Source organism: Diaphorobacter sp. MNS-0 (assembly GCF_019602835.1).
GTDB lineage: Bacteria > Pseudomonadota > Gammaproteobacteria > Burkholderiales > Burkholderiaceae_C > Diaphorobacter > Diaphorobacter nitroreducens.
This window is the reverse complement of record NZ_CP080761.1, coordinates 1,544,215-1,569,351: the sequence shown is the minus strand read 5'-3', so window position 1 is coordinate 1,569,351 and position 25,137 is coordinate 1,544,215. Positions and strand designations below refer to the sequence as shown.

23 protein-coding genes and 2 tRNA genes are annotated in these 25,137 nt (G+C 64.0%); 7 read left to right on the top strand and 18 right to left on the bottom strand.

Features of this window, described 5'->3' with window-relative positions; genetic code table 11:
- Nucleotides 1–11 precede the first annotated feature (11 nt).
- The 3 genes from K2L43_RS07605 to guaB all read right to left on the bottom strand — a co-directional run bounded on the left by K2L43_RS07605 (nt 12) and on the right by guaB (nt 4,704).
- A complete protein-coding gene (locus K2L43_RS07605) occupies nt 12–1,055 on the bottom strand; it encodes a Ku protein (RefSeq protein WP_220638784.1) in 1,044 nt (347 codons plus the stop codon).
- A gap of 479 nt (nt 1,056–1,534) precedes the next feature.
- Nucleotides 1,535–3,151 carry a glutamine-hydrolyzing GMP synthase gene (gene guaA, locus K2L43_RS07600; RefSeq protein WP_011805742.1) on the bottom strand — a complete coding sequence of 539 codons (1,617 nt, stop codon included), beginning with the start codon at nt 3,149–3,151 and terminating at the stop codon, nt 1,535–1,537.
- Between the two features lie 77 nt (nt 3,152–3,228).
- On the bottom strand, nt 3,229–4,704 hold the full coding sequence (gene guaB / locus K2L43_RS07595; protein ID WP_011805743.1) for an IMP dehydrogenase: 1,476 nt from the start codon (nt 4,702–4,704) through the stop codon (nt 3,229–3,231).
- 105 nt (nt 4,705–4,809) lie between these two features.
- On the opposite strand from guaB, the gene K2L43_RS07590 reads away from it, so the two are divergent.
- Nucleotides 4,810–5,307, top strand: a complete 498-nt coding sequence (locus K2L43_RS07590; RefSeq protein ID WP_103738371.1) for a DUF4124 domain-containing protein — start codon at nt 4,810–4,812, stop codon at nt 5,305–5,307.
- Between the two features lie 86 nt (nt 5,308–5,393).
- Here K2L43_RS07590 and K2L43_RS07585 read toward each other — a convergent pair whose 3' ends face one another.
- Both K2L43_RS07585 and K2L43_RS07580 read right to left on the bottom strand, forming a co-directional pair.
- A complete protein-coding gene (locus K2L43_RS07585; RefSeq protein ID WP_220638783.1) occupies nt 5,394–5,738 on the bottom strand; it encodes an RnfH family protein in 345 nt (114 codons plus the stop codon).
- Nucleotides 5,731–6,171 carry a type II toxin-antitoxin system RatA family toxin gene (locus tag K2L43_RS07580; protein WP_011805746.1) on the bottom strand — a complete coding sequence of 147 codons (441 nt, stop codon included), beginning with the start codon at nt 6,169–6,171 and terminating at the stop codon, nt 5,731–5,733. The genes K2L43_RS07585 and K2L43_RS07580 overlap by 8 nt, the downstream gene beginning before the upstream one ends.
- Nucleotides 6,172–6,285: 114 nt before the next feature.
- Here K2L43_RS07580 and smpB point away from each other — a divergent pair, with 114 nt between their 5' ends.
- The 4 genes from smpB to K2L43_RS07560 all read left to right on the top strand — a co-directional run bounded on the left by smpB (nt 6,286) and on the right by K2L43_RS07560 (nt 8,625).
- Complete coding sequence (gene smpB / locus K2L43_RS07575) at nt 6,286–6,759, top strand: SsrA-binding protein SmpB (protein ID WP_011805747.1); 474 nt, start codon at nt 6,286–6,288, stop codon at nt 6,757–6,759.
- A gap of 98 nt (nt 6,760–6,857) precedes the next feature.
- Entirely contained in the window at nt 6,858–7,223 is a 366-nt protein-coding gene (locus tag K2L43_RS07570; protein ID WP_220638782.1) for a hypothetical protein, read from the top strand.
- Between the two features lie 16 nt (nt 7,224–7,239).
- A complete protein-coding gene (locus K2L43_RS07565) occupies nt 7,240–7,755 on the top strand; it encodes an RNA polymerase sigma factor (RefSeq protein WP_123676525.1) in 516 nt (171 codons plus the stop codon).
- A 30-nt stretch (nt 7,756–7,785) separates the two neighbouring features.
- Nucleotides 7,786–8,625 carry an anti-sigma factor gene (locus K2L43_RS07560; RefSeq protein WP_011805750.1) on the top strand — a complete coding sequence of 280 codons (840 nt, stop codon included), beginning with the start codon at nt 7,786–7,788 and terminating at the stop codon, nt 8,623–8,625.
- On the opposite strand, the gene K2L43_RS07555 is transcribed toward K2L43_RS07560, so the two are convergent.
- From K2L43_RS07555 to rnr, 13 genes are all read right to left on the bottom strand, one after another.
- A complete protein-coding gene (locus K2L43_RS07555) occupies nt 8,576–9,667 on the bottom strand; it encodes an enoyl-CoA hydratase/isomerase family protein (protein ID WP_011805751.1) in 1,092 nt (363 codons plus the stop codon). The two genes, K2L43_RS07560 and K2L43_RS07555, sit on opposite strands and share 50 nt — an antisense overlap.
- Entirely contained in the window at nt 9,664–10,548 is an 885-nt protein-coding gene (locus K2L43_RS07550) for a DMT family transporter (RefSeq protein ID WP_047350562.1), read from the bottom strand. The genes K2L43_RS07555 and K2L43_RS07550 overlap by 4 nt, the downstream gene beginning before the upstream one ends.
- 208 nt (nt 10,549–10,756) lie before the next feature.
- The gene (typA, locus tag K2L43_RS07545) at nt 10,757–12,586 is read right to left on the bottom strand and encodes a translational GTPase TypA (protein WP_220638781.1); all 1,830 of its coding nucleotides are present in this window, start codon (nt 12,584–12,586) and stop codon (nt 10,757–10,759) included.
- The gene (gene truB / locus K2L43_RS07540; protein WP_220638780.1) at nt 12,583–13,584 is read right to left on the bottom strand and encodes a tRNA pseudouridine(55) synthase TruB; all 1,002 of its coding nucleotides are present in this window, start codon (nt 13,582–13,584) and stop codon (nt 12,583–12,585) included. Before truB ends, typA begins: the two co-directional genes overlap by 4 nt.
- Complete coding sequence (rbfA, locus tag K2L43_RS07535) at nt 13,581–13,958, bottom strand: 30S ribosome-binding factor RbfA (protein ID WP_011805755.1); 378 nt, start codon at nt 13,956–13,958, stop codon at nt 13,581–13,583. Before rbfA ends, truB begins: the two co-directional genes overlap by 4 nt.
- Before the next feature lie 12 nt (nt 13,959–13,970).
- Nucleotides 13,971–16,802, bottom strand: coding sequence for a translation initiation factor IF-2 (infB, locus tag K2L43_RS07530; protein WP_047350560.1), 2,832 nt, complete (start codon nt 16,800–16,802; stop codon nt 13,971–13,973).
- Nucleotides 16,803–16,826: 24 nt separating this feature from the next.
- Complete coding sequence (gene nusA, locus K2L43_RS07525) at nt 16,827–18,311, bottom strand: transcription termination factor NusA (protein WP_047350559.1); 1,485 nt, start codon at nt 18,309–18,311, stop codon at nt 16,827–16,829.
- Nucleotides 18,312–18,380: 69 nt separating this feature from the next.
- Complete coding sequence (gene rimP / locus K2L43_RS07520) at nt 18,381–18,974, bottom strand: ribosome maturation factor RimP (RefSeq protein ID WP_047350597.1); 594 nt, start codon at nt 18,972–18,974, stop codon at nt 18,381–18,383.
- Nucleotides 18,975–19,163: 189 nt separating this feature from the next.
- The gene (locus K2L43_RS07515) at nt 19,164–19,553 is read right to left on the bottom strand and encodes a thioredoxin domain-containing protein (RefSeq protein ID WP_220638779.1); all 390 of its coding nucleotides are present in this window, start codon (nt 19,551–19,553) and stop codon (nt 19,164–19,166) included.
- A 10-nt stretch (nt 19,554–19,563) separates the two neighbouring features.
- Nucleotides 19,564–20,838 (bottom strand): cytochrome c, encoded by a 1,275-nt coding sequence (locus K2L43_RS07510; RefSeq protein ID WP_220638778.1) that lies wholly within the window; start codon nt 20,836–20,838, stop codon nt 19,564–19,566.
- The gene (locus tag K2L43_RS07505; RefSeq protein ID WP_220638777.1) at nt 20,835–21,521 is read right to left on the bottom strand and encodes a cytochrome c4; all 687 of its coding nucleotides are present in this window, start codon (nt 21,519–21,521) and stop codon (nt 20,835–20,837) included. The genes K2L43_RS07510 and K2L43_RS07505 overlap by 4 nt, the downstream gene beginning before the upstream one ends.
- A gap of 43 nt (nt 21,522–21,564) precedes the next feature.
- The gene (locus K2L43_RS07500; RefSeq protein ID WP_220638978.1) at nt 21,565–22,320 is read right to left on the bottom strand and encodes an SDR family oxidoreductase; all 756 of its coding nucleotides are present in this window, start codon (nt 22,318–22,320) and stop codon (nt 21,565–21,567) included.
- 41 nt (nt 22,321–22,361) lie between these two features.
- Entirely contained in the window at nt 22,362–24,656 is a 2,295-nt protein-coding gene (gene rnr, locus K2L43_RS07495; protein WP_220638776.1) for a ribonuclease R, read from the bottom strand.
- Between the two features lie 19 nt (nt 24,657–24,675).
- Here rnr and K2L43_RS07490 point away from each other — a divergent pair.
- Nucleotides 24,676–24,760: transfer RNA gene (locus tag K2L43_RS07490), tRNA-Leu, on the top strand.
- A 180-nt stretch (nt 24,761–24,940) separates the two neighbouring features.
- Nucleotides 24,941–25,025, top strand: a tRNA-Leu gene (locus K2L43_RS07485).
- Nucleotides 25,026–25,137 lie beyond the last annotated feature (112 nt).

Below are 25,137 nucleotides of genomic sequence, written 5' to 3'. Positions count from 1 at the left end.
GTCCGGGACCGCTATCCGTGTGCGCGGCGAGGTTTCTTGGCCGCAGCGGGCTTGGCAGGCGCCGCCTTGGCCGCCGTCTTGCGGGCCGGTGACTTTTTGGCGGCGGTCGATTTGGCCGCTGTCTTGCCCGACGGTGCAAGGCGGGTCACGGAGGCGGGTTTGTCCTTGCGCGGCGGGGTGGCCGAGGCGCCCTCCAGGCTGCGCTTGAGCAACGCGGTGAGGTCCAGCACCTCCGCCCCCGCAGCCACCGCCGGTCCTTCATCCGGCTGAGCGACATGGGCAATCTCTCCCGCGGAGGCCTTGGCCTCGACCAGCCTGTGGATCTCCTCAGAGAAGGAATTGCGGAAGCGGTCCGCGTTCCACTCCTGCGTCATGTCCTCGATGAGCTGCATGGCCATGGCCAACTCCGCGTCCTTGATACCCGCGGCTTTCGCATCCAGCGGCGGCAGGGCCAGCTGCTCGAATGAGCGGATCTCCCCTCCCCAGCGCAGCAGGTTGAGGATCAGCGCTCGGCCGCACGGAATGAGCACGGCCAGGTGCTGCTTGGACTGGATCACCACTTTGGCCACGCCCACGCGGTTGCTCTGGCGCAGGGCCTCGCGCAGCAGTGCGTACACCTTTTCGCCACGCTTGAGGGGTGCCGTGTAATAGGGACGCTCCAGGTAGACAAAGGGGATCTCGTCGGCGTCAAGAAACGCCTCGATCTCGATCGTCTGCGTGACCTTGGGAAAGGCGGCCGCGATTTCCTCGGGCGTCAGAATGACGTAGCGGCCTTCTTCATACTCCACACCCTTGACGATATCGACCGTGGCGATTTCCTTGCCCGTGATTTTGTTCACACGCTTGTACCCCACCGGCTCCATCGACCGGCGGTCCAGCCAGTCAAAGTCGATGCCCGAGCTGACGGTCGCCGAGTACAAGCCCACGGGAATATGGACGAGGCCAAAGCTGATCGCCCCCTTCCAGAGGGTGCGCGTCGAGGTAGGGGCCTTGCCCTGCCCCTGCTTCGCGCCAGATGAGAGGGCGTCGCTCGCGGTGGGTTCCTTAGATCGCATGTGCAAACGCTATCCATGACGCAGGGGCGCAGATGTAGGACGGCGGTTGCTTCTATCGTGGTGGAATCTCCGGTCATCCTGGGGCGTCGGACTATGTGCGGAGGCTTCTTGCCGTCGGCCTGATGTGCGGACGCTGCCGCATCCCCATCGCCGCGCCCCCCGGTGCATCGCCCTGCACCCGACAACTGCACTGCCCGCACACGGACCAGCGGCTCGCTCTGCTTGTTCAGGCAGCCTGGCAGGCACCAGCACTAAGCCACACGTTCATAGGCAGCCCCGTGTGCGCCCCGTTCGGCGCACGCCCTCTTCCCCACTGCAATCCATATTCACACAAAAAGGCTGCAACCCCTACCTAGCAAGCGCCAGCAGCTCCTATTTTTAGAGCAAAAAAAAAACGCCCGGTGTTCAGACCGGGCGTTGTGCAAAAGTTGACGGGGTTACAGGAGCAGCACCTACTGCCTGCTAGACGCCGGTAAGCGTCACTCCCACTCGATGGTGGCAGGCGGCTTGCTCGACACGTCGTAGGTCACGCGGTTGATGCCGCGCACCTCATTGATGATGCGGCTGGAGACCTTCTTCAACAGCGCGTAGGGCAACTCCGCCCAGTCGGCTGTCATGAAGTCGCTGGTCTGCACCGCGCGCAGTGCCACCACATAGTCGTAGGTGCGGCCATCGCCCATCACGCCCACGCTCTTGACCGGCAGGAACACGGTGAAGGCCTGGCTGGTGAGGTCGTACCAGGTCTTGCCCGTGGCTTCGTCGGTGAAGTTGCGCAGCTCTTCGATGAAGATGGCATCGGCGCGGCGCAGCAGGTCGGCATATTCCTTCTTCACCTCGCCCAGAATGCGCACGCCCAGGCCCGGGCCAGGGAACGGATGGCGGTAGACCATTTCGCGCGGCAGTCCCAGGGCCACGCCGAGCTCGCGCACCTCGTCCTTGAACAGGTCGCGCAGCGGCTCCAGCAGTTTGAGGCCGAGTTGCTCGGGCAGCCCGCCCACGTTGTGGTGGCTCTTGATGGTGACGGCCTTCTTGCTCTTGGCACCGCCGGACTCGATCACGTCGGGGTAGATGGTGCCTTGCGCCAGGAAGGTCGCGCCCTTGTGGCCCTGGCCGCTGGCCTTGAGCTTTTCGGCTTCGGCCTTGAACACGTCCACGAACAGGCGGCCGATGATCTTGCGCTTTTGCTCGGGCTCGGACACACCGGCCAGCTCACCCAGGAACAGGTCCGAGGCATCCACGCGCACCACCTTCGCGTGCAGCTTGCCTGCGAACATGTCCATGACCATATCGCCTTCGTTGAGGCGCAGCAGGCCGTGGTCCACGAACACGCAGGTGAGCTGGTCGCCAATCGCACGGTGGATCAGGGCCGCAGCCACCGACGAATCCACGCCGCCAGACAGGCCCAGGATCACTTCCTCGTCGCCCACCTGCTCGCGGATCTTCTGCACGGCTTCCTCGATGTGGTCGCGCATGATCCAGTCCGCCTGGGCGCCACAGATCTCGCGCACGAAGCGGTTGAGCAGCGCGGCGCCCTGCACCGTGTGCGTGACCTCGGGGTGGAATTGCACGGCGTAGAAGCGCCGCGTTTCGTCCGCCATGCCGGCGATGGGGCAACTGCCGGTGGAGCACATCAGCTTGAAACCGGGAGGCAGCTCGGTGACTTTGTCGCCGTGGCTCATCCACACCTTCAGCATGCCGTGGCCCTCGGGCGTGGAGAAATCCTCGATGCCCTTGAGCAGCGCGGTATGGCCATGGGCGCGGACTTCGGCATAGCCGAACTCGCGGCTGTGCGAGCCCTCGACCTTGCCGCCCAGTTGCGCGGCCATGGTCTGCATACCGTAGCAGATGCCCAGCACGGGCACGCCCAACTCGAACACGGCGTCAGGGGCGCGGTCGTCCACTTCGTAAACGCTGGCGTGGCTGCCCGACAGGATCACACCCTTGAGCTTGCCGTCTGCGGCGAACTGGCGCACCCAGTCGCTGCTCACGTCGCAGGGGTGGACCTCGCAGTAGACATGCGTCTCGCGCACGCGGCGCGCGATGAGTTGGGTGACCTGGGAGCCGAAGTCGAGGATGAGGATCTTGTCGTGTTGCATGGAGAGCGACAGGGTCGGTAAAAGACAAAAGGCCCGAACACCTGGAGACGGGTTCGGGCCTGCGGAATGGCGAAAACTCAGTCCGCCCGGTAGTTGGGGGCTTCCTTGGTGATCTGCACGTCGTGCACGTGCGACTCGCGGATGCCAGCCGCCGTGATCTCCACGAATTCGGCCTTGTTGTTCATCTCTTCGATGGTTGCGCAACCACAGTAGCCCATGGCCGCACGCACGCCGCCGGCCATCTGGAACACGATGGACACCATGGAGCCCTTGTAGGGCACGCGGCCTTCGATGCCTTCAGGCACCAGCTTGTCAGCGTTGGGATTGCCCGTGGTGGCCTCCTGGAAGTAGCGGTCGGCCGAGCCCTGCTGCATGGCGCCGATCGAGCCCATGCCGCGGTAGCTCTTGTAGGAGCGGCCCTGGTACAGGATGACTTCGCCCGGCGCTTCCTCGGTGCCAGCGAACATGCCGCCCATCATGATGGTGGACGCGCCTGCGGCCAGCGCCTTGGCGATATCGCCCGAGAAGCGAATGCCGCCGTCGGCGATCAGTGGCACACCTGTGCCCTGAAGCGCGGTGGCGACGCTGTCGATGGCCATGATCTGGGGTACGCCCACGCCAGCCACGATGCGTGTGGTGCAGATGGAGCCGGGACCGATGCCGACCTTGACCGCATCGGCGCCTGCCTCGGCCAGGGCCAGCGCGGCAGCGCCGGTGGCGATGTTGCCGCCGATCACGTCCACTTGCGGGTAGTTCTGTTTGACCCAGCGCACGCGGTCGATCACACCTTTGCTGTGGCCGTGGGCCGTATCCACCACGATGGCATCCACACCGGCCTTGACCAGCAACGCCACGCGCTCTTCGGTGCCCGCGCCGACGCCCACGGCAGCAGCCACGCGCAGGCGGCCTGCCGCATCGCGCGCGGCGTTGGGGAACGTGGTCTGCTTGTTGATGTCCTTGACCGTGATGAGGCCCTTGAGCTCAAAGGCGTCGTTCACCACCAGCAGGCGCTCCAGCTTGTGGCGGTTGAGCAGCGCCTTGGCCTGGGCCGGGGTGGTGCCGTCTTTTTCGTTGACGGTGATCAGCTTCTCGCGCGGCGTCATGATCTCACGCACCTTGACGTCGTAGCGCGTCTCGAAGCGCACGTCGCGGCTGGTGACGATGCCCACCACCTTGCCACCGTCACAGACCGGGAAGCCCGAGATGCCCAGGTTCTCGGACAGTTCCAGCACCTGCAGCACCGTGTGTTCGGGCGTGATGACCACGGGATCGTGCACCACGCCGGACTCATGCCGCTTGACCTTTGACACCTCGGCCGCCTGCTGCTCGGCCGTCATGTTCTTGTGGATGACGCCAATCCCCCCTTCTTGCGCGATGGCGATGGCCAGACGCGCTTCGGTCACGGTGTCCATGGCGGCGGACACGAGTGGGAGGTTCAGGGTGATGTTGCGCGTGAAGCGCGTGACGAGGGAGGTGTCCTTGGGCAGGACCTGGGAGTACGCCGGCACCAACAACACATCGTCGAAGGTGAGCGCTTTTCCAAGAAGGCGCATGTGAAAGCTCCAAAAAAAGGATTGTACCCGCCGCGCGACAAATCGCACACACCCCGCGTGAGCGCCCCTTGGTGGGTGCAGCCGCTCACCGCTACACTCGCCCGCATGAAACCGCACAAGCTTCTTCTGCTGGCGCTGGGCTGCTCCTGGGCCATGGGCGCAACGGCCCAATGGCAATGGGTGGACAAGGATGGGCGCAAGGTGTTCAGCGACCGCCCGCCGCCACAGGACATTCCTGACAAGAGCATCCTCAAGCAACCGCAGCGCGCCCTGCCGCGTACAGCGATGGCAGCGCCCGCTTCGCCAGCGTCGGCCCCCGCATCCGAAGCCGCCGCGCCTGCCAGCGGCAAGGACAAGCAGCTGGAGGAGAACAAGGCCAAGGCTGACGCCGCCGAAGCCGCCAAGAAGAAAGCGGAGGAGGACCGCGTGGCCAAGGCCCGTGCCGACAACTGCGCGCGCGCCAAACGCGCAAAGGAGCAGTTGGCGCCCGGCCAGTTGGTGAGCAATGTCAATGCCAAGGGGGAGCGGGGCTTCATGGACGACGCAACCCGCGCAGCAGAATTACGCCGAGCGGAAGCAACCATCGCTTCCGACTGCAAGTAGCAGCTACCCCATAACCGCCGCCACCGGCCGCCCTTCCGCATGGATGAGGCGGCCGTTTTGTTTTCAGCGCATGCTGGGAAGCACTCTCAATAACCGGACTTAGCCCCCGGCCGGCGTTTGGCGAACAATCCCGCCGCACGAGCGCCCTGGCGCGCAAAGCGCTGGCGGCGCGCCAGCTTCGGGTCAACCCGCAAGAGGCGGCAACCTTCCACGCGGTCACCATCGTGCAGCAAATCGTCCAGTCTGCCTTCCCTGCCCCAAATGCCCCAGACAAGCCCCTCAGCCTGCGCATCCAGTCCGCAGGCGCTCAGAGCATCGGCCACCGTAGCACCGGCCGGAAGCAGTAGCACCCACTCGTGCACATCGCCCGGTTGCCGCGAGATGGCCACCGCGATGCGTAGCCGCCCCGGCGGGGGCAAGGTTTCAGCCATAAACCTGCTCGGCCCGTTTGATGAAGGCATCAATGAACGTGGCGGCGATGCGGTCAAACACGGGGCCGACCAACGCCGCCAATGCCCGGTTGTCAAAGCCGTAGCTCAGCTGGAGTTCGACCTTGCATGCGCGCTGCGTACCGTCCCCCACAGGATGAAAGTGCCAGTCGCCGTCGAGCTGTGAAAAGGGGCCCTCCACCAGCTCCATCTTGACGCGGCGCCCGGGCTCATGCGTATTGCGCGTGACAAACGACTTGCGTATACCGCCCAACGCAATGCCCACTTCCGCCTTCATGCCATTTGCATGGGTTTCCAGGACGGTGGCGTGGTCGCACCACGGCAGGAACTGCGGATACTTGGCCACGTCCGTCACGAGGGCGAACATTTCTTCGGGGCTGTACCAGATGAGGACGGACTTGTTGACAGTTTTCATGCAGGCGAAGGCTGGATGGGCCTGGTGGCACAGCCGGCCTAGAATCGATGGTGCGAGACGACAACAATTGTAGGGAGACCCTTGATCTCCCGGTTTGCGCCGCATCTATTCACCATGGCCAAGAAACCTGACACATCGTCCCGCATCGCCGACAACAAGAAGGCGGCATACAACTATTTCTTTGAAGAGCGCTACGAGGCGGGGCTGGTGCTGCACGGCTGGGAGGTCAAGGCACTGCGCGAGGGCAAGGTGCAGCTTACCGACGGCTACGTGATCATCAAAGATGGGGAACTGTTTCTCATCGGCTGCCAGATCAACCCGCTCAAGACCGCGTCCACGCACGTCAGCCCCGACGCGGCGCGCATCAAAAAGCTGCTGATGCACAAGGACGAAATCCGGCGCCTGATCGGCAAGGTCGAGCAAAAAGGCTACACCCTGGTGCCGCTGAATCTCCACTGGAAGGACGGCCGCGCCAAATGCGAGATTGCCTTGGCCAAGGGCAAGGCCGAGCACGACAAGCGCGACACCATCAAGGAGCGCGAAGGCAAGCGCGAGGTGGAACGCGTCATGAAGAGCCGCCACCGCTGATCTTTTTTTGGCGGAGGGTGGAATAAACGCACCGCCCCCGGTGTTCATGCCAGCGTCCGGCCACAATTCCTGTGACCGGCACCCTTCCGGAGAACACCATGACCAAGCTCAGTTCCCTGCTCGCCGCGCTGGCACTCGCCGGCTGTTATTCCCTCGCGCCCGCGCAAGTCAGCACCCAGGACGGCGTGCTCGTCGGCCCGAACGGCATGACGCTCTACACCTTCGACAAGGACGTAGCGGGCGATGGCCAGTCGGCCTGCAACGGCGCCTGCGCCACCAACTGGCCGCCCCTGACCGCCACCAGCGCCCCCGCGGGTGAAGGCTACAGTCTGATCCAGCGCGCCGACGGCATCAAGCAGGTGGCCTACAAGGGTAAGCCGCTGTACTACTGGATCAAGGACGGCAAGCCCGGCGACAAGACGGGGGACGGCGTGAACAACCTGTGGCGCACAGCCAAGCCATGAGCCCCACAATGCGCCCATGAACCGCGTCCAGATCGTGGAGCAACTGCCGGGGTTGCGCCGCTATGCGCGCGCGCTCACCGGCGACGCATGGGCAGCCGACGATCTGGTGCAGGACACGCTGGAGCGCGCCTGCCGCAAGTGGCTGCTGTGGCGCGGCGGCAGCAATCTGCGCGCCTGGCTTTTCACGCTGATGCACAACCTGTACCTCAACCAGCGCCGCGGCCTGGTGCCCGTGCAGGCGCTGGATGTGGATGCCCTGGCGGCCATCGCGGACGCGCCTGACGCCTCCCACGAAACAGCCATGGACCTGGACCGCTGCCTGCAACGCCTGCCCGCCGATCAACGGGCCGTGCTGCTCCTGGTGACACTGGAAGACATGGCCTATGCCGACGTGGCGCGTGTGCTGGGTATACCGGAAGGCACGGTGATGTCGCGGTTGTCCCGCGCTCGCGCACGCATGCGCGAATTGATGGAGCCCTCAGTCCACGCCCAGCCGTCATCCACCCCGACTGCCTTGCGCCGCATGAAATGAAGCGCCCTTTCCGCCCGTAGTGAGCCCGCCATGAAGCCCGACCCTTTCAGCCCTTCGGACGAGACGCATCTGCATGCTTTGGCGGACGACCGGCTGCCGCGCGCCCAGGCAGAGTCGCTGCACTCCCGCATGGACTCCTCGCAGAGGCAGCGTGCCGAAGCGTGGGCGCAACAGCGTGCGCAGCTGCAGACCCTGCACGCTGACTGGTTGCGGCAGCCTGTGCCCAATGTGCTGGTACAGGCGGCAGAGCGCCTGCAAGACGCACACGACACGCAACAGCACTGGGCCCGTTGGGGCGGCTTTGCCGCGGGCTGGGTGCTGGCGTTCGGGCTGGGCTGGAGCCTGCATGCGACGGACGGCAAACAAACCACACTGGCCACGGCCCCCCCGCAACGGTTCGTGCAGCAGGCGGCCGTGGCGCACGCGGTCTACCAACCCGAACAGCGCCATCCTGTGGAAGTGGCGGCCGCGCAGCAGGACCACCTGGTGCAGTGGCTGTCCAAGCGGCTGGCGCGCCCGCTCACCGTGCCGCGGCTGCAGGCCGAGGGGTTCGAATTGATGGGCGGGCGCCTGCTGCCCGGCGGCAGCGGGGCGCGCGCGCAATTCATGTACCAGAACGCCGCGGGCGCGCGAATCACGCTGTACCTGGGCGCACTCGACGGCCTACAGGCTGCGGCGGCACCGACCACCGCGTTCCAGTTCCACGACGAAGGGACCGTGTCCAGTTTCTACTGGGTGGACCAGGGTTTTGGCTACGCCCTCAGCGGCGAACTGCCGCGGCCCACGCTGCAGGCGCTGGCCACGGCGGTGTACCAGCAGATCAGCGCAGCGCCGCCAGCGGGTGCGCGTGCGCCGGCCAAGGGCTCTTGAAGAACGCTTGCACCAGCGCGGGCTCCACATCCTCCACGCGCGCGGGGTTCCAGCGCGGGCTGTGGTCCTTGTCCACCGCCAGGGCGCGAATGCCCTCCACCGTCTCGCTCTGGCCGGGACGCAGGTAGAAGCAGTGCCGAACCATGTCGCGCTCCATGCGCAAGTCGTCGGCCAGGCCCATGCTGCGCGCACGGCGGACCTGCTCCAGCACGACATGCAGCATCAGTGGAGAGCGCTTGCGCAACGTGGCAGCCGTGGCGCGTGCCCACTCGTCGTCAGACTGCTCCAGCGCAGCCACGATGGCCGCCGCATCATCCAACGCAAAGTAGTGATCAATTTGGCCTCTAGCGCTTACAGCGCAAGCGCCAGCAGCTACAAATTTTGATGCAACCCACTGCTGAACGGCAGCGCCGTCGGCAAACGTCTGCAACGCCAGACCGTCCCACACCGCCGCTTGCTGGTCCGCTGGCAGGAAGCCGTCCGCCAGGCCGAAGTCAATGGCATCGGCTGCGCCGATGGCGTCGCCCGTCAGTGCCAGCCACTCGCCCACGCGGCCAGGGCAGCGCGAGAGGAAGTAGCCGCCGCCCACATCGGGGAACAGGCCGATCGCCGTCTCCGGCATGGCCATCTTGGTGCGCTCGGTCACGATGCGCAGCGTGCCGCCCTGGCTAATGCCCATGCCGCCCCCCATGACGATGCCGTCCATGAAGGCGATGTAGGGCTTGCCGAAGGTGTGGATCAGATGGTTGAGGGCGTATTCCTCGGTGAAGAAGTCCTCCAGTTGCGGATTGCCCGTGCTGCCCGCGGCGTGCAAAAAGCGGATGTCGCCGCCCGCGCAGAAGGCGCCGAAGGGCCCTTCGCGGCCGTTGCCGCGGATGGCCACGGCCAGTACCTTGTCGTCATGCTGCCAGGCCAGCAGCGCCGCCATCAGGTCGCGCACCATGCCCAGCGACAAGGCATTCAGCGCCTTCGGGCGGTTCAGCGTGATGCAGCCCACCTGGCCGCGCACCTCGGTCACGACTTCCGCCGTCATCTCCGTCATTGTTGTTCCTTCCATCCAAGCAGTTCATTGAAAACGAGCGCGCCGATCACCAGCGCGCCTCCCATCAGCACGGCCGGGGCTGGGCGCTCTCCAGCGCCCACCCAGGCCAGCAGAATGCCAAAGATCACTTCCAGCAGGCCCAGCAGCGCAATCTCAGGCGCCTTGAGCACGCGCGCGCAGTACACCACCAGCACGCAGGGGATCGCCAATTGGACCAGACCCAGCAGGGCCAGAAGGGACAAATCACGCGCCGTGGCCTGGAACGGCCACGCAAGCGGCAGCGTGGCCAGGGCGGACAGCGCCGCCCCCAACAGCACGGCGGGCACCAGGCCCACCGCATGGCCCTGGCGCTGCGAGTGCTGCACCACCACCCAGTTCACGGCCGCAGCCACCGGCACGCACAAGGCAACAAGCACGCCCACCACGGACAGGCCGGAGATGCCCGAGCCATACATCCACCCGATGCCTGCGCCCGCCAATGCAATCGCGCACCAGGTGCGCGGCGCGATGTGGTGGCCAATGAAGACGCGCGCCAGCATTGCCGTGAGCAGCGGTCCGATGGCCATGGTGACCAATACGCTGGCCACGGGGATGAGCAATATGGCGATCATGAAGGCCGTGAACATCACGCTCCAGCACACGCCAGAGATCCACACCGCCCGCCCCCCGCGCCGCAGATTGGCCAGCAACGCCCTGCCCTGCAGCACCGGCAGGATTACGCACAGCGACAGCAGCATGAAGAAGCTGCGCCAGAAGGTCACTTCAAAGCTGCGCGCCTGGTCCAGATGGCGCGTGACGACGCCCGCGATGGACCACATGAAGGTGACGGCCACCATCAGCCAGACCGCCCGCGCGTGGCCGGGCAAGGCATTCGCGGTCATCGCTGTCTCCTCCCTGTGGATTTCTTGTGTCGTCGGCATGTGCTACCCACGCATGCCGTGAGGCCCGCATGTTAGCGGCTGGCGCCATACCGCGCTGCCTCAGATGCGCGAAGGGCGAACCCTCCTTGCGGATGGGCTCACCCTTCGTCGGCTCGCAGCGCCTTGGCTGCCGCAGCCAAGCCGGTTCAGGCAGAACAGGCCTTGCCGATCACGCGCCTTCGCGGCTGGCGCGCTTGCGCTCGTGCTCCTTGAGGTGGCGCTTGCGCAGGCGAATGCTCTTGGGCGTGATCTCCACCAGTTCATCGTCCTCGATGAACTCCACACCGTACTCCAGCGTGAGGTCGATCGGGGGCGTGATCTTGATCGCGTCTTCCTTGCCGCTCACGCGGAAGTTGGTGAGCTGCTTGGTACGCGTGGCGTTCACCACCAGGTCGTTGTCGCGGTTGTGCACGCCGACGATCATGCCTTCGTACACCGGGTCGCCTGCCTTCACGAACATGCGGCCACGGTCGTCGAGCTTGCCCAGGGCGTAGGTGAAAATTTCACCATCGTCCATGGAAATCAGAACGCCGTTCTTGCGGCCGCCAATGTCGCCCTTATGCGGCTCATAGCTGTCGAAGATGTTGCTGATGAGGCCCGAGCCGCGCGTCAGGTTCAGGAATTCGTTGGTGAAACCGATCAGGCCACGGGCCGGGATGCGGTACTCCAGGCGCACGCGGCCACGGCCGTCAGGCTCCATGTTCACCAGTTCACCCTTGCGCTCGCCGAGGGCCTGCATCACACCGCCTTGGTGCCCTTCCTCGATATCAGCGGTCACCAGTTCGATAGGCTCGCAGCGCTCGCCGTCGATGTCGCGGTACACCACACGCGGCTTGGAGACGGCCAACTCGTAGCCTTCACGGCGCATTTCTTCCAGCAGGATGGTCAGGTGCAGTTCGCCGCGGCCGGACACCTCGAAGATGCCGTCCTCGTCGGTTTCATTGACGCGCAGGGCCACGTTGGAACGCAGCTCCTTCTGCAGACGGTCCCAGATCTGGCGGCTGGTCACGAACTTGCCTTCACGGCCCGCCAGCGGCGAGGTGTTCACGCAGAAGTTCATCGTCAGCGTGGGCTCGTCGATCTTCAGCATGGGCAGCGGCTGGGGGTTGGCGGGGTCGGTGAGGGTCTCGCCGATACCCACGTTCTCGATGCCGTTGATGAGCACGATCTCGCTGGGGCCGGCTTCGCTCACCTGCACGCGGTCCAGGCCCTGGAACTGGTGGATCTGGTTCACGCGGCCCTTGTAGCTGGCGCCATCGGGGCCAGCCATGACCAGCACGTCCTGCCCGGCCTTGAGCGTACCCTGGGTGATGCGACCCACGCCAATGCGGCCCACGAAGGTGGAATAGTCCAGCGCCGATACCTGCATCTGCAGGGGTGCCGTGGCGTCACCCTTCACGGACGGCACATGCTTGAGGATGGTCTCGAACAGCGCCGACATGTCGGGGCCCCATTGCTCGCCGGGGTTGCCCTGCTCCAGGGAGCTCCAGCCGTTGATGCCCGAGGCGTAGACCACGGGAAAGTCCAGTTGCTCGTCGGTGGCGCCCAGCTTGTCGAACAGATCGAAAGCGGCGTTCACCACGTAGTCGGGGCGCGCGCCGGGCTTGTCCACCTTGTTGACCACCACGATGGGCTTGAGGCCCAGCGCCAACGCCTTCTTGGTCACGAAGCGCGTCTGGGGCATGGGGCCTTCCTGCGCGTCGATCAGCAGCACCACGCCGTCCACCATCGACAGGGCACGCTCCACCTCGCCGCCAAAGTCCGCGTGGCCGGGCGTGTCCAGGATGTTGATGTGCGTGCCGTTCCAGCTCACGGCGCAGTTCTTCGCCAGGATGGTGATGCCGCGCTCGCGCTCGATGGCGTTGCTGTCCATCACGGTGTCCACGACCTTCTCGTGCTCGGCGAAGGTGCCGGACTGGCGCAGCAGTTGGTCCACCATCGTGGTCTTGCCATGGTCGACGTGAGCGATGATGGCGATGTTGCGGATTTGTTTGCTCATAGCGTAGTTGCTTCCAATGTGCCGCGTTCAGCCCGCGGCGAGTTCTCCAGAATCTGTTGAATTTCAAGGGGGCTGAGCAGCCGGTCTGGAATCAGCTCTCCTCCCCGCACATGACCGACCCCCAGCAGCACGCGCGGGCGCGCCCCGAACACGGCCACGGCGGGCGCGTCGGGCCAGGGGCCGCGCCGGCGCATGCCCGAGAGGAAACGCCCGGCATTGTCATCGTCCAGCGTGACAGCCGTGTGCTGCGCCAGCAAGGTCTCCGCCGGGTGCACGCAGGCCATGCGCGCATCCTCGTCCATGGCCTGCAGCGCCTCCAGCGTCACGCAGCGCTCCACGCCGATACCGCCCGTGTCGATACGGCGCAGGAACGTGAGATGCGCGCCGCAGCCCAGCGCCTGGCCGATGTCTTCGCCCAGGGTGCGGATGTAGGTACCTTTGCTGCAGGTCACTACTATTTTAATAGCTGGTTGCGCTTGCTCCGTATGCGTTAGCGCCAGTTTCAATGCATGGATCGTGACATCACGCGCCTCGCGCTCCACGGCAATGCCGGCACGCGCGTACTCGTACAGCGCCTTGCCGTCTTTCTTGAGCGCGCTGTGCATGGGTGGCACCTGGCGGATGGGGCCAGTGAACTGCGCCTGTACCGCCGCCAGCCGCTCGGGTGTGAGCATGGCCGGATCGACCGCGCACTGCGCCAGCACCTGACCCTCGGCGTCACCGGTGCTTGTGGTGGTACCCAACAATGCGACGGCTTCATAGGTCTTGGGCGCTTCCAACTGCAACTGGCTGAACTTGGTGGCGGCACCAAAGCACAGCGGCAGCACGCCACTGGCCAGCGGGTCCAGCGTGCCCGTGTGGCCAGCCTTCTCGGCGCGCAGCAGCCACTTCACCTTCTGCAAGGCGTCATTGCTGGACAGGCCCAGGGGTTTGTCGAGCAGCAGCACTCCGTGCACCGGGCGCCGCTGCACCCGGATGCGGGGAGCGCGTTCGGTCATGCTGCGTCGTCGTCTTTGGAACGAGAGGCCACCGCACGCGCGATTAGCGCATTCATGTCGGCCGCCTTCTCGGTGGTGCGGTCGTACACGAAGTGCAGCGTGGGCACGGTGTGGATGTGCAGGCGCTTGAACAGGCCGTTGCGTAGAAAGCCAGCCGCCTGGTTCAAGGCCTCCTCGGAGGCCTCACCATCACCGATGAGCACACTGAAGAACACCTTGGCGTGCGCATAGTCCGGCGTCACCTCGACCCCTTGCAGCGTCACCATGCCGATCCGCGGATCCTTGAGATCGCGGATCAGCTCGGTGAGGTCGCGCTGGATCTGATCCGCGACCTTGAAGCCGCGGTTGGGGGACGAGGATTTCTTGGCAGCCATGTCGTGCGGACCTTACAGCGTGCGTGCGATTTCCTTGATCTCGAAGAACTCCAGCTGATCACCTTCCTTGATGTCGTTGTAGTTCTTGAGCTTGATACCGCACTCGAAGCCTTCCTTGACTTCCTTGACGTCGTCCTTCATGCGGCGCACCGATTCCACATCGCCCGTGTAGATGACGATGTTGTCGCGCAGCAGGCGGAACTTGCAGTTGCGCGTGACCTGGCCCGACGTGATGTACGAACCCGCCACGGTACCGATCTTGGAGGCCACGAACACGGTACGGATCTCGGCCGTGCCGATGGCTTCCTCGCGCTGTTCGGGCGCCAGCATGCCGGACATCGCTGCCTTCACTTCATCCACGGCGTCGTAGATGATGTTGTAGTAGCGGATGTCCACGTCGTTGCCTTCGGCCGTCTTGCGGGCCTGCGCATCGGCGCGCACGTTGAAGCCAATGACGATGGCCTTGGAGGCGATCGCCAGGTTGACGTCCGACTCGCTGATGCCGCCCACGCCGGAATACACGATCTGCACGCGGATCTCTTCGGTGGAGAGCTTGAGCAGCGAAGCGGCCAGCGCCTCCTGGGAGCCCTGCACGTCCGCCTTGATGATCAGCGGCAGGGTCTGCACCTCGCCCGCCCCCATCTCGGCAAACATGTTCTCCAGCTTGGCCGCCTGTTGCTTGGCCAGCTTGGTGTTGCGGAACTTGCCAGCGCGGTACGTCGCGATCTCGCGGGCGCGGCGTTCGTCCTGCAGCACCATGAAGTCGTCGCCCGCCTGGGGCACTTCGTTCAGGCCTTGGATCTCCACCGGGATCGACGGGCCGGCTTCCTTGGTCTGCTTGCCGTCTTCGTCCAGCATGGCGCGCACGCGGCCGAAGGTCTGGCCTGCCAGCACCACATCGCCCACCTTGAGCGTACCGGACTGCACCAGCACGGTGGCCACGGACCCGCGGCCCTTGTCCAACTGGGCCTCGATGACGATACCCTTGGCAGCCGCATCGACGGGAGCCTTGAGTTCCAGCACCTCGGCCTGGAGCAGCACCTGCTCCAGCAGAGCATCGATGCCCATGCCCGTCTTGGACGACACGGCCACGAACGGCGAATCGCCGCCGTATTCCTCAGGCACCACCTGCTCGCCCACCAGTTCCTGCTTGACGCGCTCGATGTTGGCCTCGGGCTTGTCTGCCTTGGTAAGCGCCACCACGATGGGAACACCAGCCGCCTTCGCGTGCTTGATGGCTTCCTTGGTCTGGGGCATCACGCCGTCGTCTGCCGCACACACCAGAATCACGATGTCGGTGGCCTGGGCGCCGCGCGCACGCATGGCCGTGAAGGCCTCGTGGCCCGGCGTGTCCAGGAACGTGACGATACCGCGTGGCGTCTCCACATGGTAGGCGCCGATGTGCTGGGTAATGCCGCCAGCTTCGCCAGAGGCTACCTTGCTGCGCCGGATGTAGTCCAGCAGCGAGGTCTTGCCGTGGTCCACGTGGCCCATCACCGTGACCACGGGGGCGCGGGACAGCTGTTCGGCATCCTGGCTGGACACTTCCTCGGCGGTGAAGGCTTCCGGATCATCCAGAGCGGCCACCTTCGCGGTGTGGCCCATTTCCTCCACCACGATCATGGCGGTGTCCTGGTCCAGCGGCTGGTTGATGGTGACCATCTGGCCCATCTTCATGAGCGACTTGATCACTTCGGAAGCCTTGATGGCCATCTTGTGCGCCAACTCGGCCACCGTGATGGTCTCGGGCACATAGACCTCGAGCACGCGGAACTCTGTGGCTGCCTGCTGCTGGCGCTGGTCGTCGCGGTCATTGCCGCGGCGGCCGCGGGGGCCGCCACGCCAGTTGTTGCGACCCACGCCGCCACTGCTGTCGCCGCGGGTCTTGATTTCCTTCTTCTTGGTCGTGTCGTTGGCCCAGCTGGACGACAGCTTGGCTGACTTGACCTCCTTGCCCGCCCCGCCTGGCGCCGATGGCGCAGCGGTGCGCGCGCCCGTGCCGGAACCGGTGGCGGGTTTGTGCAGCGTACCCTTCTTGGCATCCCCGGAAGCTCCCGCCTTAGCAGCAGGCTTGGGTTCCTCGGGCTTCTTCGCCACGAGCACCTTCTTGGGGGCAGCCATCATTGCGCGAATGGCCTCGGCCTCGGCAAGCGCCTTGCGGCGGCGCTCGTCCAGGTCGGCCGCACGCGCGGTTTCTTCCGCCGCACGTGCCTTGGATTCTTCATCGGCCTTTGCCCGGGCATCGGCCTGCGCCTTCGCACGTTCTTCGGCCTCCACGGCAGCTTCGCGCTGCGCCTCGGCACGCTCCGCAGACTCCTGCGCCTTCTTTTCCGCCTGCTGGGCGGCATAGGCGGCAGCGCGTTCTTCGGCTTCGCGCTCGCGGCGCTCGCGCTCTTCACGCTCGCGGCGTGTCAAGGCCAACTCTTCCTCCTGGCGGCGAATCAGCTCTGCCTGACGGCGCGCCTCTTCCTCGCGGCGCACGAGCTCGAGATCCTCCGCCGAAGGAGCGGATTCAGTCGCATCGGAAGGCGCGTCGACACTGTCGTCACGCTTGATGAAAGTACGCTTCTTACGCACTTCGACCTGGATCGTGCGTGCCTTGCCAGAAGCGTCGGCCTGCTTGATCTCGCTGGTGGACTTCTTGACCAGGGTGATCTTTTTGCGGTCCCCCCCCGCAGTGCCATGACTGGCCTGCAGGTGGGCCAGCAGCTTTTGCTTGTCGGCTTCGTTTAGAACGTCCGACGGCGACGCCTTGACCACACCGGCGGACTTCAGCTGGTCCAGCAAGGTTTCAGGCGATTTCTTGAGCTCTGCAGCGAACTCAGCAACAGTGTTACTCGACATATTGTGTTCGAACCTCCCTGACCCTTACTCTTGCCCCGTGAACCAGTGCTCGCGCGCCTTCATGATCAAGGCGGTCGCATCTTCGGCAGACTGGCCGGTCAGCTCGGTCAGTTCGTCAATGGCCAAATCGGCCAGGTCGTCACGCGTATGCACGCCGCCTTCCGCCAACTTGGCGATCAGTTCGGGCGTTAAACCTTCGAGGTCACGCAGGTCTTGCGATACGCTTTCCACGCTTTCTTCACGAACGATTTCCATGGTGAGCAGCGCATCCTTGGCGCGTGCGCGCAGTTCGTTCACCGTGTCCTCGTCGAAGCTCTCGATCTCCAGCATTTCCTGCAGCGGCACATAGGCCACTTCTTCGAGGCTGGCAAAGCCCTCCTCGATCAGGATGTTGGCGATCTCCTCATCCACATCCAGCTTCTCCATGAACAGGCGACGCGCGGCATCGGTTTCATTGGCCTGCTTCTGCGCGGATTCGGCCGCATCCATGATGTTGATCTTCCAGCCCGTGAGGTCGGACGCCAGGCGCACGTTCTGGCCGCCGCGTCCGATGGCGATGGCGAGGTTTTCCTCGTCCACCACGACGTCCATGGCATGCTTCTCTTCGTCGACCACGATGGAGGTCACGTTGGCCGGAGCAAGCGCGCCGATCACGAACTGCGCAGGGTCGTCGGACCACAGCACGATGTCCACGCGCTCCCCCGCCAGTTCGTTGGTCACGGCGTTCACACGCGTTCCGCGCACGCCCACGCAGGTGCCGATGGGGTCCACGCGCTTGTCATGGCTGAGCACAGCGATCTTCGCGCGGCTGCCGGGGTCACGGGCACAGCTTTTGATCTCCAGCAGGCCCTGCTCGATCTCGGGCACCTCGTTGCGGAACAACTCGATCATGAACTCCGGCGCGGAGCGCGAGAGGATGATGGGTGCTCCGCGCAGCGTGAGGTCCACATCCATGATCAGGGCGCGCACACGGTCTCCATTGCGCAGGTTTTCCTTCGGGATCATCTCGCCGCGACGCAGGCGCCCTTCCACCCGGCCGCTCTCGACGATGATGTCGCCCTTGTCCATGCGTTTCACCGTGCCGGTGAAAATTTTCTCGCCGCGTGACATGAAATCGTTGAGCAGCATCTCGCGTTCGGCATCGCGGATCTTCTGCAGGATCACCTGCTTGGCCGCCATGGCCCCGATGCGGCCGATCGGTACCGACTCGACGGCTTCCTCGATGTACTCCCCCACCTCGATATCGGCCACCCGTTCGCGGGCATCCATCAGCAGCTCTTCGGCGTCGGGGTTCTGCAATCCGGCATCGTCGGGCACCACCAGCCAACGACGGAAAGTCTCGTATTCGCCGCTGTCGCGATCAATCGACACGCGGATGTCCACTTCACCCTGGTAGAGCTTCTTCGTGGCCTGTGCCAGAGCAGACTCCACAGCGCCCAGGACCACATCGCGCTCCACGTTCTTTTCGCGCGAAATGGCTTCTACCAACATCAACAACTCGCGATTCATGCGACGGCTCTCCTGTTTCTCAATTCCTGACGAACTGCCCGTTCAGAGGACAGTCCGGTTATGCAACCTTCAGCCCGGCTCTCCGGGCTTGATCCCTCGTCCTTTGAAATCCACGATCGGCGCAAGCCGCGCCTCGCGCAACTCATCCAAAGTGAAACCAAGGGCCTGCAAAGGCGCTGGCACGCGCTTCTTGCTGATGCGCTGCCCCGGCTTCACGGGCGGCTCATCGCTCCAGACAATCTGCCAACCGCCCGAATCGGCATGCTCGAGCGTTCCCCGGAATTTCTTGCGGTTGGCATGCACTTGCCCTCCCGCCGCAGCGCCCATGGGCTGCTTGAGTGTGATGTCGATCACCTCGCCCTCGAAACGCTTGAAGTCCGCCTCGTTGCGCAACAAGCGATCGATCCCAGGGGATGAGACTTCCAACCGCGTGTAGTCCACCCCCTCCACCTCCAGCGCGAACTGCAGCTGACGGGTGACCTTTTCACAATCCTCTACGGTAATGAATTGCTCGACGCCTACGGCAGCGGACACCTCATCCGTGGGCGGCACCCAAACCAGGTCAATGGTAATGCGCAGCAACCCTCCGGCGGAGCGCTCAATCTCCACCAGGTCATAGCCCAACCCGGCCACGGTTTGTTCAACGATTTGCTGCAATGCCACGTGCGTGCGCTCTATCCAATTCCAAGTGATGACCCCGCCGGGGCCGGCAAGGCTGCAAAAACCAAAATCAAACGCCCAAAAAAAAAGGGCGGTAAGTACCCGCCCGTTTTGGTCGTGAAGCCAGTATTGTAGCCAATATGCGAGGCACCTGCAAAGATCAAAGGCACGTATCTTGCGTTCGGGCGGGAATCAACCCTGGCGGCTTGACCGTATTCTCTCAAAAAGGTCCTGCGCTGCGCTGTCCATCGTGGCTACTTGGGAAGCCTGCTGCATGCTTTGAAGCATGCGCCCCAACACTGTGGCCTGAGGCAATAGGGGTCCCAGAAACCGTGCAGCCCTGCCATCGGCAATCAAGACAGTAGGAAAAGTCTCTACATCCAGGTCGCCGACCACTTCTTCCTCATCCTCCACATCCACCCATTCAAAGCGCATTTGCGGCCAAGCGCGCGCAGTTTGCTCGAAGGCTTGACGGTATTCACGGCATACACCGCACCATTGTGCGCACAGGCACACAACCCACCACTGCGGCGTTGCGCTGGCATGTGAAGCAGCATCCGGCAAAAAGGCTTCGGAGCCCATGAGAAGTTCCTTAAGAATCACGCCCCTCACGGGCCCGATGGACATCGATCGTATCGACCCTGGAAGCCGCATTACCCCAGGCGTTGCGAATATATGAAAGCACATCCGCCACTTCTGCGTCACTCAAACGCTGCAGGAATGGCGGCATGCCATGGGGTTGCGGATTACCGCCGGTTGCTGGCAGATACCCGCCCCGCAGCACCATATGCACCAGATTGACAGGATTTTCCAGCATCACCGCCCGGTTGCCTGCCAGCGGAGGAAAGGCCTCAGGATCGCCCTGGCCCTCGCCTCCATGGCACTGCGCGCATTGACGCTCGTACGTGGCCCGCCCACGCTGCATCGACCCAGGTGAAGGGGGCCGCCGAGACGCGGCGACCTTGTCCGTTGGCGGCAGCGCTTGCAGATACTCCGCCATCGCTTGCAGATCGGCATCGCTCAAATACTGAAGGCTGTGGTAGACCACCTCCGCCATGGGGCCGGATACCGCGGCCCGGGGTGAGCGCCCCGCCCCCAGAAGCATGACCACATCCTGCCTGGGCCATTCCGCCACACCTCCTTCATTCGAGGTGGTGAGCGCTGGGGCGTACCAGCCTGCCGCCATCCCCCCGCTCAAACGCCCGTCTGTAGATACCGCCCCCATCGCGTTGCGCGGCGAATGGCATGCAGCACAGTGCCCGAGCCCCTGCACGAGATAGGCGCCTCGATTCCATTCCGCAGAGCGGGACGGTACGGGCTCGAATACACCAGGCCGAAAATACAACGCTCGCCACACTGCCAATGCCGCTTGGGTATTGAACGGGAAGCGCATGCGCGACGGCACGCTGGGTTGCACCACCGGCGGCAAGCTTTGCAAGAAGGCAAAGATGGCATCCGAGTCTTCACGGGTGACGCGCGTATAGCTGGGATAAGGAAAGGCCGGCGAAAGCAGCCTGCCATCGCGCGAACGGCCATTGTGCAGGGCACGCCAGAATTCCGATGCAGACCACGCTCCGATACCCGTTTCCCGGTCGGGTGTCAGGTTGGGGGCGTAAATCACGCCAAAAGGCGTCTCTATCCCACGGCCCCCTGCGAATGCCACGCCTCCCTGCCGGGTGTGGCAGGCGAGGCAGTTACCAGCACGTGCCAAGTACCGGCCTCTGGCAATGTCGAGAGAGGCCGTGGTGGTCACGCGTTCGGCGTGCGGCAACGGAGCTTCATCCAGCCGGTTCAATACCCAGATCCCTCCCGCAACCAACGCCACGGAAAGCCCCGCCGTCGCAAGCCTTTTGCGCCAAGCACTCATTGCACCTGCTCCGCGCCAGCCCGCAACGCCGGAGAATCCATGCCGCCACAGGGTATTGGCAGCGACGCCTTGATTGCCGGCGCCGGTGTGAACCTTGAGGGAACAGGACGGGAGGACAGCCACGCCGCGATGGAACTTACATCGGCAGCGGTCAGTTTGCTGGCGATGCGCGCCATGCAATCTGGCGCATGGGCGCGCCGCAGACCGGTCTGCCAGGCCCCCAATTGGCTGCTCACATAATCGCGAGACAGCCCCAGCAACCCTGGAATGAAAGGCGCGACGCCCGCCAGAGCATCGCCATGGCACTGCACGCAGGCCGGCAATTGGCGGCTCGCATCCCCCCACAGCACAAGCCTCTCTCCCTGCGCCAGTGTGGCTGCTGATACAGCTGCAGCCACCGGTGGCGCATAAGGCAGGTCCAATCTTGCGAAGTAGTCCGCCATCTCCCGGAGATAGTCGTCCGTCAGATGCTGCAGCAAGTACGCCATCTGCGGATAGCTGCGCCGGCCATCCCGGAAATTGAGCAGTTGGTTGTGCAGATATCCCGCCGGCTTTCCCGCGATGCGAGGGAAATAACCGTCAGGAGTGGCACGCCCCTGCTTGCCATGGCACGCGGTGCAGGCCTGCACACGCGGCGCCATATCCACGGCCGGCGCAGCGGCCACCGAGGCAGCGAGCAGCATGCACAGCGCCCCTGCCGCGTGCTGCAAGGGGCGTATGAATTTCTCAGCCACGCCCGACAAAAGGCATTTTGGTCGCCATGACGGTATGGAACAACACATTGGCCTCCAGCGGAAGATTGGCCATGTAAAGCACGGACTGCCCCACGATGTCCACGTCCATCAGAGGTTCCGCCGCAATCTGGCCATTGGCCTGTTGCACGCCCTGCGTCATGCGCTGGGCCAGCTCGGTCTGGGCGTTCCCGACATCGATTTGTCCCACCGCAATATCGTACTTGCGCCCATCGAGAGCCGCTGTCTTTGTCAGGCCCATCACCGCATGCTTGGTGGCGGTGTAGGCGATGGAGTTGGGCCGCGGGGCGTGCGCTGAAATCGAGCCGTTATTGATGATGCGCCCGCCCCGTGGCGACTGCGTCTTCATGACCCGAAAAGCGTTCTGCATGCAAAAGAACATGCCATTGAGGTTGACGTCGACCACCTGCCGCCACTGCTCCACCGCCAGATCCTCCAGCGGCACGGCGGGAGCACTCACGCCCGCGTTGTTAAACAACAGATCCACGCGCCCGAAATGAAGCACAGCCCGGTCAAACAGCGTGCGCACCGCAGCGGGGTCGGACACATCGGTGGGGACGGCGAGCGCACGCACCCCACCCTCTGATTCGCCCACGACATCCTGCAATAGCGACTCACGCCGCCCAGCGAGAACAACGCTCCATCCATCGCGCAGCAGCGCCAAAGCCGCCGCCTTGCCAATCCCTGACCCAGCCCCCGTAACGATGGCCACCTTCGATGCTTTAACCATATGCGACGCTTGTCTCCTGTCCTTCTTACCCATCAATCTACTCAACCGCGGGATTTGCGGCCCTTAGAAGGGTTCTTGCCACCTGCCGCTTTTTTGCCGGCCAAGGCCTGCTTATGCGGGCGCCGCCGGCTCCCCTCCTCTCTGCTTTCCCGGGCCGTGGGCACCGAGGCGGATCGACCATCCAAGGCCGCTGCCGAGGAACCGCGTTTCGCGCCATCCCTGGACTTGGGGCCTTTGGTGGAGAAACCGTCGCCGGCTTCGTGCACCAGCCGGAAGTCGATCTTGCGGCCATCGAGGTCGACGCGGCTGACCTGAACACGCACGCGTGCACCAATCGCATAGCGGATACCCGTGCGCTCCCCCCGCAGTTCTTGCCGCGCCTCATCGAACTTGAAGTACTCCCCACCCAGTTCCGTGATGTGCACCAGCCCTTCCACATAGAGGGCATCAAGCGTCACGAAGATGCCGAAGCTCGTCACCGCGCTGACGACACCGCTGTACTCCTCACCCAGATGCTCACGCATGTACTGGCACTTGAGCCATGCTTCCACGTCACGACTGGCCTCGTCCGCACGGCGTTCGTTCGCACTGCAGTGCAGTCCCGCGGCCTCCCACGCCTGCGTCTCCCGGACGCTGATAACGCCACCCGTCTTGGAAGGGCGTGCAGAGGATTCCCCCCCCTTGGAAGCCAGACGCTTGGCCAGCTTGAACTGAGCCTCCCCCGGCGTCGGCAGCGCGGGCAGCACATATTTGGTGCCGCTCAAGATGGACTTGATCACGCGATGCACCAGCAGGTCCGGGTAGCGGCGAATAGGACTGGTGAAGTGTGTATAGGCTTCGAATGCCAAACCGAAGTGACCGCTGTTGACAGGCGTGTAGATCGCCTGCTGCATCGAACGCAGCAGCATGGTGTGGATCTGCTGCGCATCCACCCGGTCCTTGGTGGCCTCGGCAATCGCCTGGAATTCTGCCGGCCGCGGGTCGTCCCCGATCGACATGCCAACACCCATGGCTTTGAGATATGCACGCAGGATCTCTTGCTTCTCCGGCGTAGGCCCCTCATGAACGCGATACAGCCCCGCCCGGCCGGCATGACCGATGAAATCGGCGCTGCAGACGTTGGCGGCGAGCATCGCCTCCTCAATCAGGCGGTGCGCCTCGGTGCGTACACGCGGGACGATTTTCTCGATACGGCCATTGTCATCACAGACGATTTGCGTCTCGGTCGTCTCGAAGTCCACGGCGCCGCGCGCCTGCCGCGCGGCCAGCAATGCGCGGTAGACCTCGTAGAGATTGAGCAGGTTGCCCACGCGCTCTTGATGCTTCAGCGCTTCCGGGCCGCGCGTATTGGCCAGCACCGCAGCCACCTCGGTATAGGTAAGCCGCGCGTGGCTGAGCATGACCGCAGGATAGAACTGATAGGCGTGAATTTCACCCTTGGCGGTAACCATCATGTCGCACACCATGCACAGGCGCTCGACATGGGGGTTCAGCGAGCACAGCCCGTTGGAGAGCTTCTCCGGCAGCATGGGGATAACGCGCCGCGGGAAATAAACGCTGGTCGCCCGGTCGTAGGCGTCAATATCGATGGCGCTGCCCGTCTCCACATAGTGGCTCACGTCCGCGATGGCCACGAGCAGGCGCCACCCCTTGGCGCGCCCGATCTTGGCGGGCTCGCAATACACCGCGTCGTCGAAGTCGCGCGCGTCTTCACCATCGATGGTGACCAGGGGGACATCTGTCAGATCAACGCGTCGACGCTTGTCCTGAGCGCGCACCTTGTCCGGCAGCGCCTTCGCCTGGTCAAGGCACGCTTCGGAGAATTCGTGCGGAACCCCGTATTTGCGCACGGCAATTTCCACCTCCATCCCGGGGTCATCTACCTCCCCCAGCACTTCGACCACCCGCCCCACGGGTTGCCCAAACAAAGCCGGCGGCTCGGTCAGTTCCACCACCACGACCTGTCCCGTCGCAGCAGCCCCCGTGGCACCCTTGGGAATCAGCACGTCCTGGCCGTACCGTTTGTCCTCAGGAGCGACCAGCCAGACACCGCTCTCCTGAAGAAGGCGCCCGATGATGGGTTGGGGCGGGCGCTCCAGAATCTCAACCACGCGGCCTTCAGGCCGGCCGCGCCGGTCCTGGCGCGCGATGCGCACGCGCACCCGGTCCTTGTGCAATACCGCCCGCATCTCATTGGCAGGAAGGTAGATGTCAGGCTGGCCGTCATCGCGCAGGACGAAGCCATGCCCGTCGCGGTGTCCCTGGACGGTGCCTTCGATCTCGTCCAGTGAAACTTTGGCGACGGATGATTCAGAGTGATTTTTTTTGATATACAATCTATGACTTTCCTGAAATGCCCAGGTGGCGGAATTGGTAGACGCACTAGTTTCAGGTACTAGCGAGTAACATCGTGGAGGTTCGAGTCCTCTCCTGGGCACCAAGTTTAACGAGAACCCGCCAGGGTTCTGACAGCAAAGGCCACTTCATTTGAAGTGGCCTTTTTTGTTACCCGCGTCTCAACAATGTGGGCGTGTTGGAGCAGCGCGAGGGATACATAAAATTTTTTGAAATGCCGTTCAGGCGAACAAAAAGGCTCCTATAATCTGAGCTTCCCTGAAATGCCCAGGTGGCGGAATTGGTAGACGCACTAGTTTCAGGTACTAGCGAGTAACATCGTGGAGGTTCGAGTCCTCTCCTGGGCACCAAAGACAAGCAAAAGCCGCTGTTTTTTTCAGCGGCTTTTTTGTTTGTAACGCCCCTGCAGGCCCGAGATTCACTGCTGGCGCAGCGAGCCACACAATAAACATTACCGGAGGA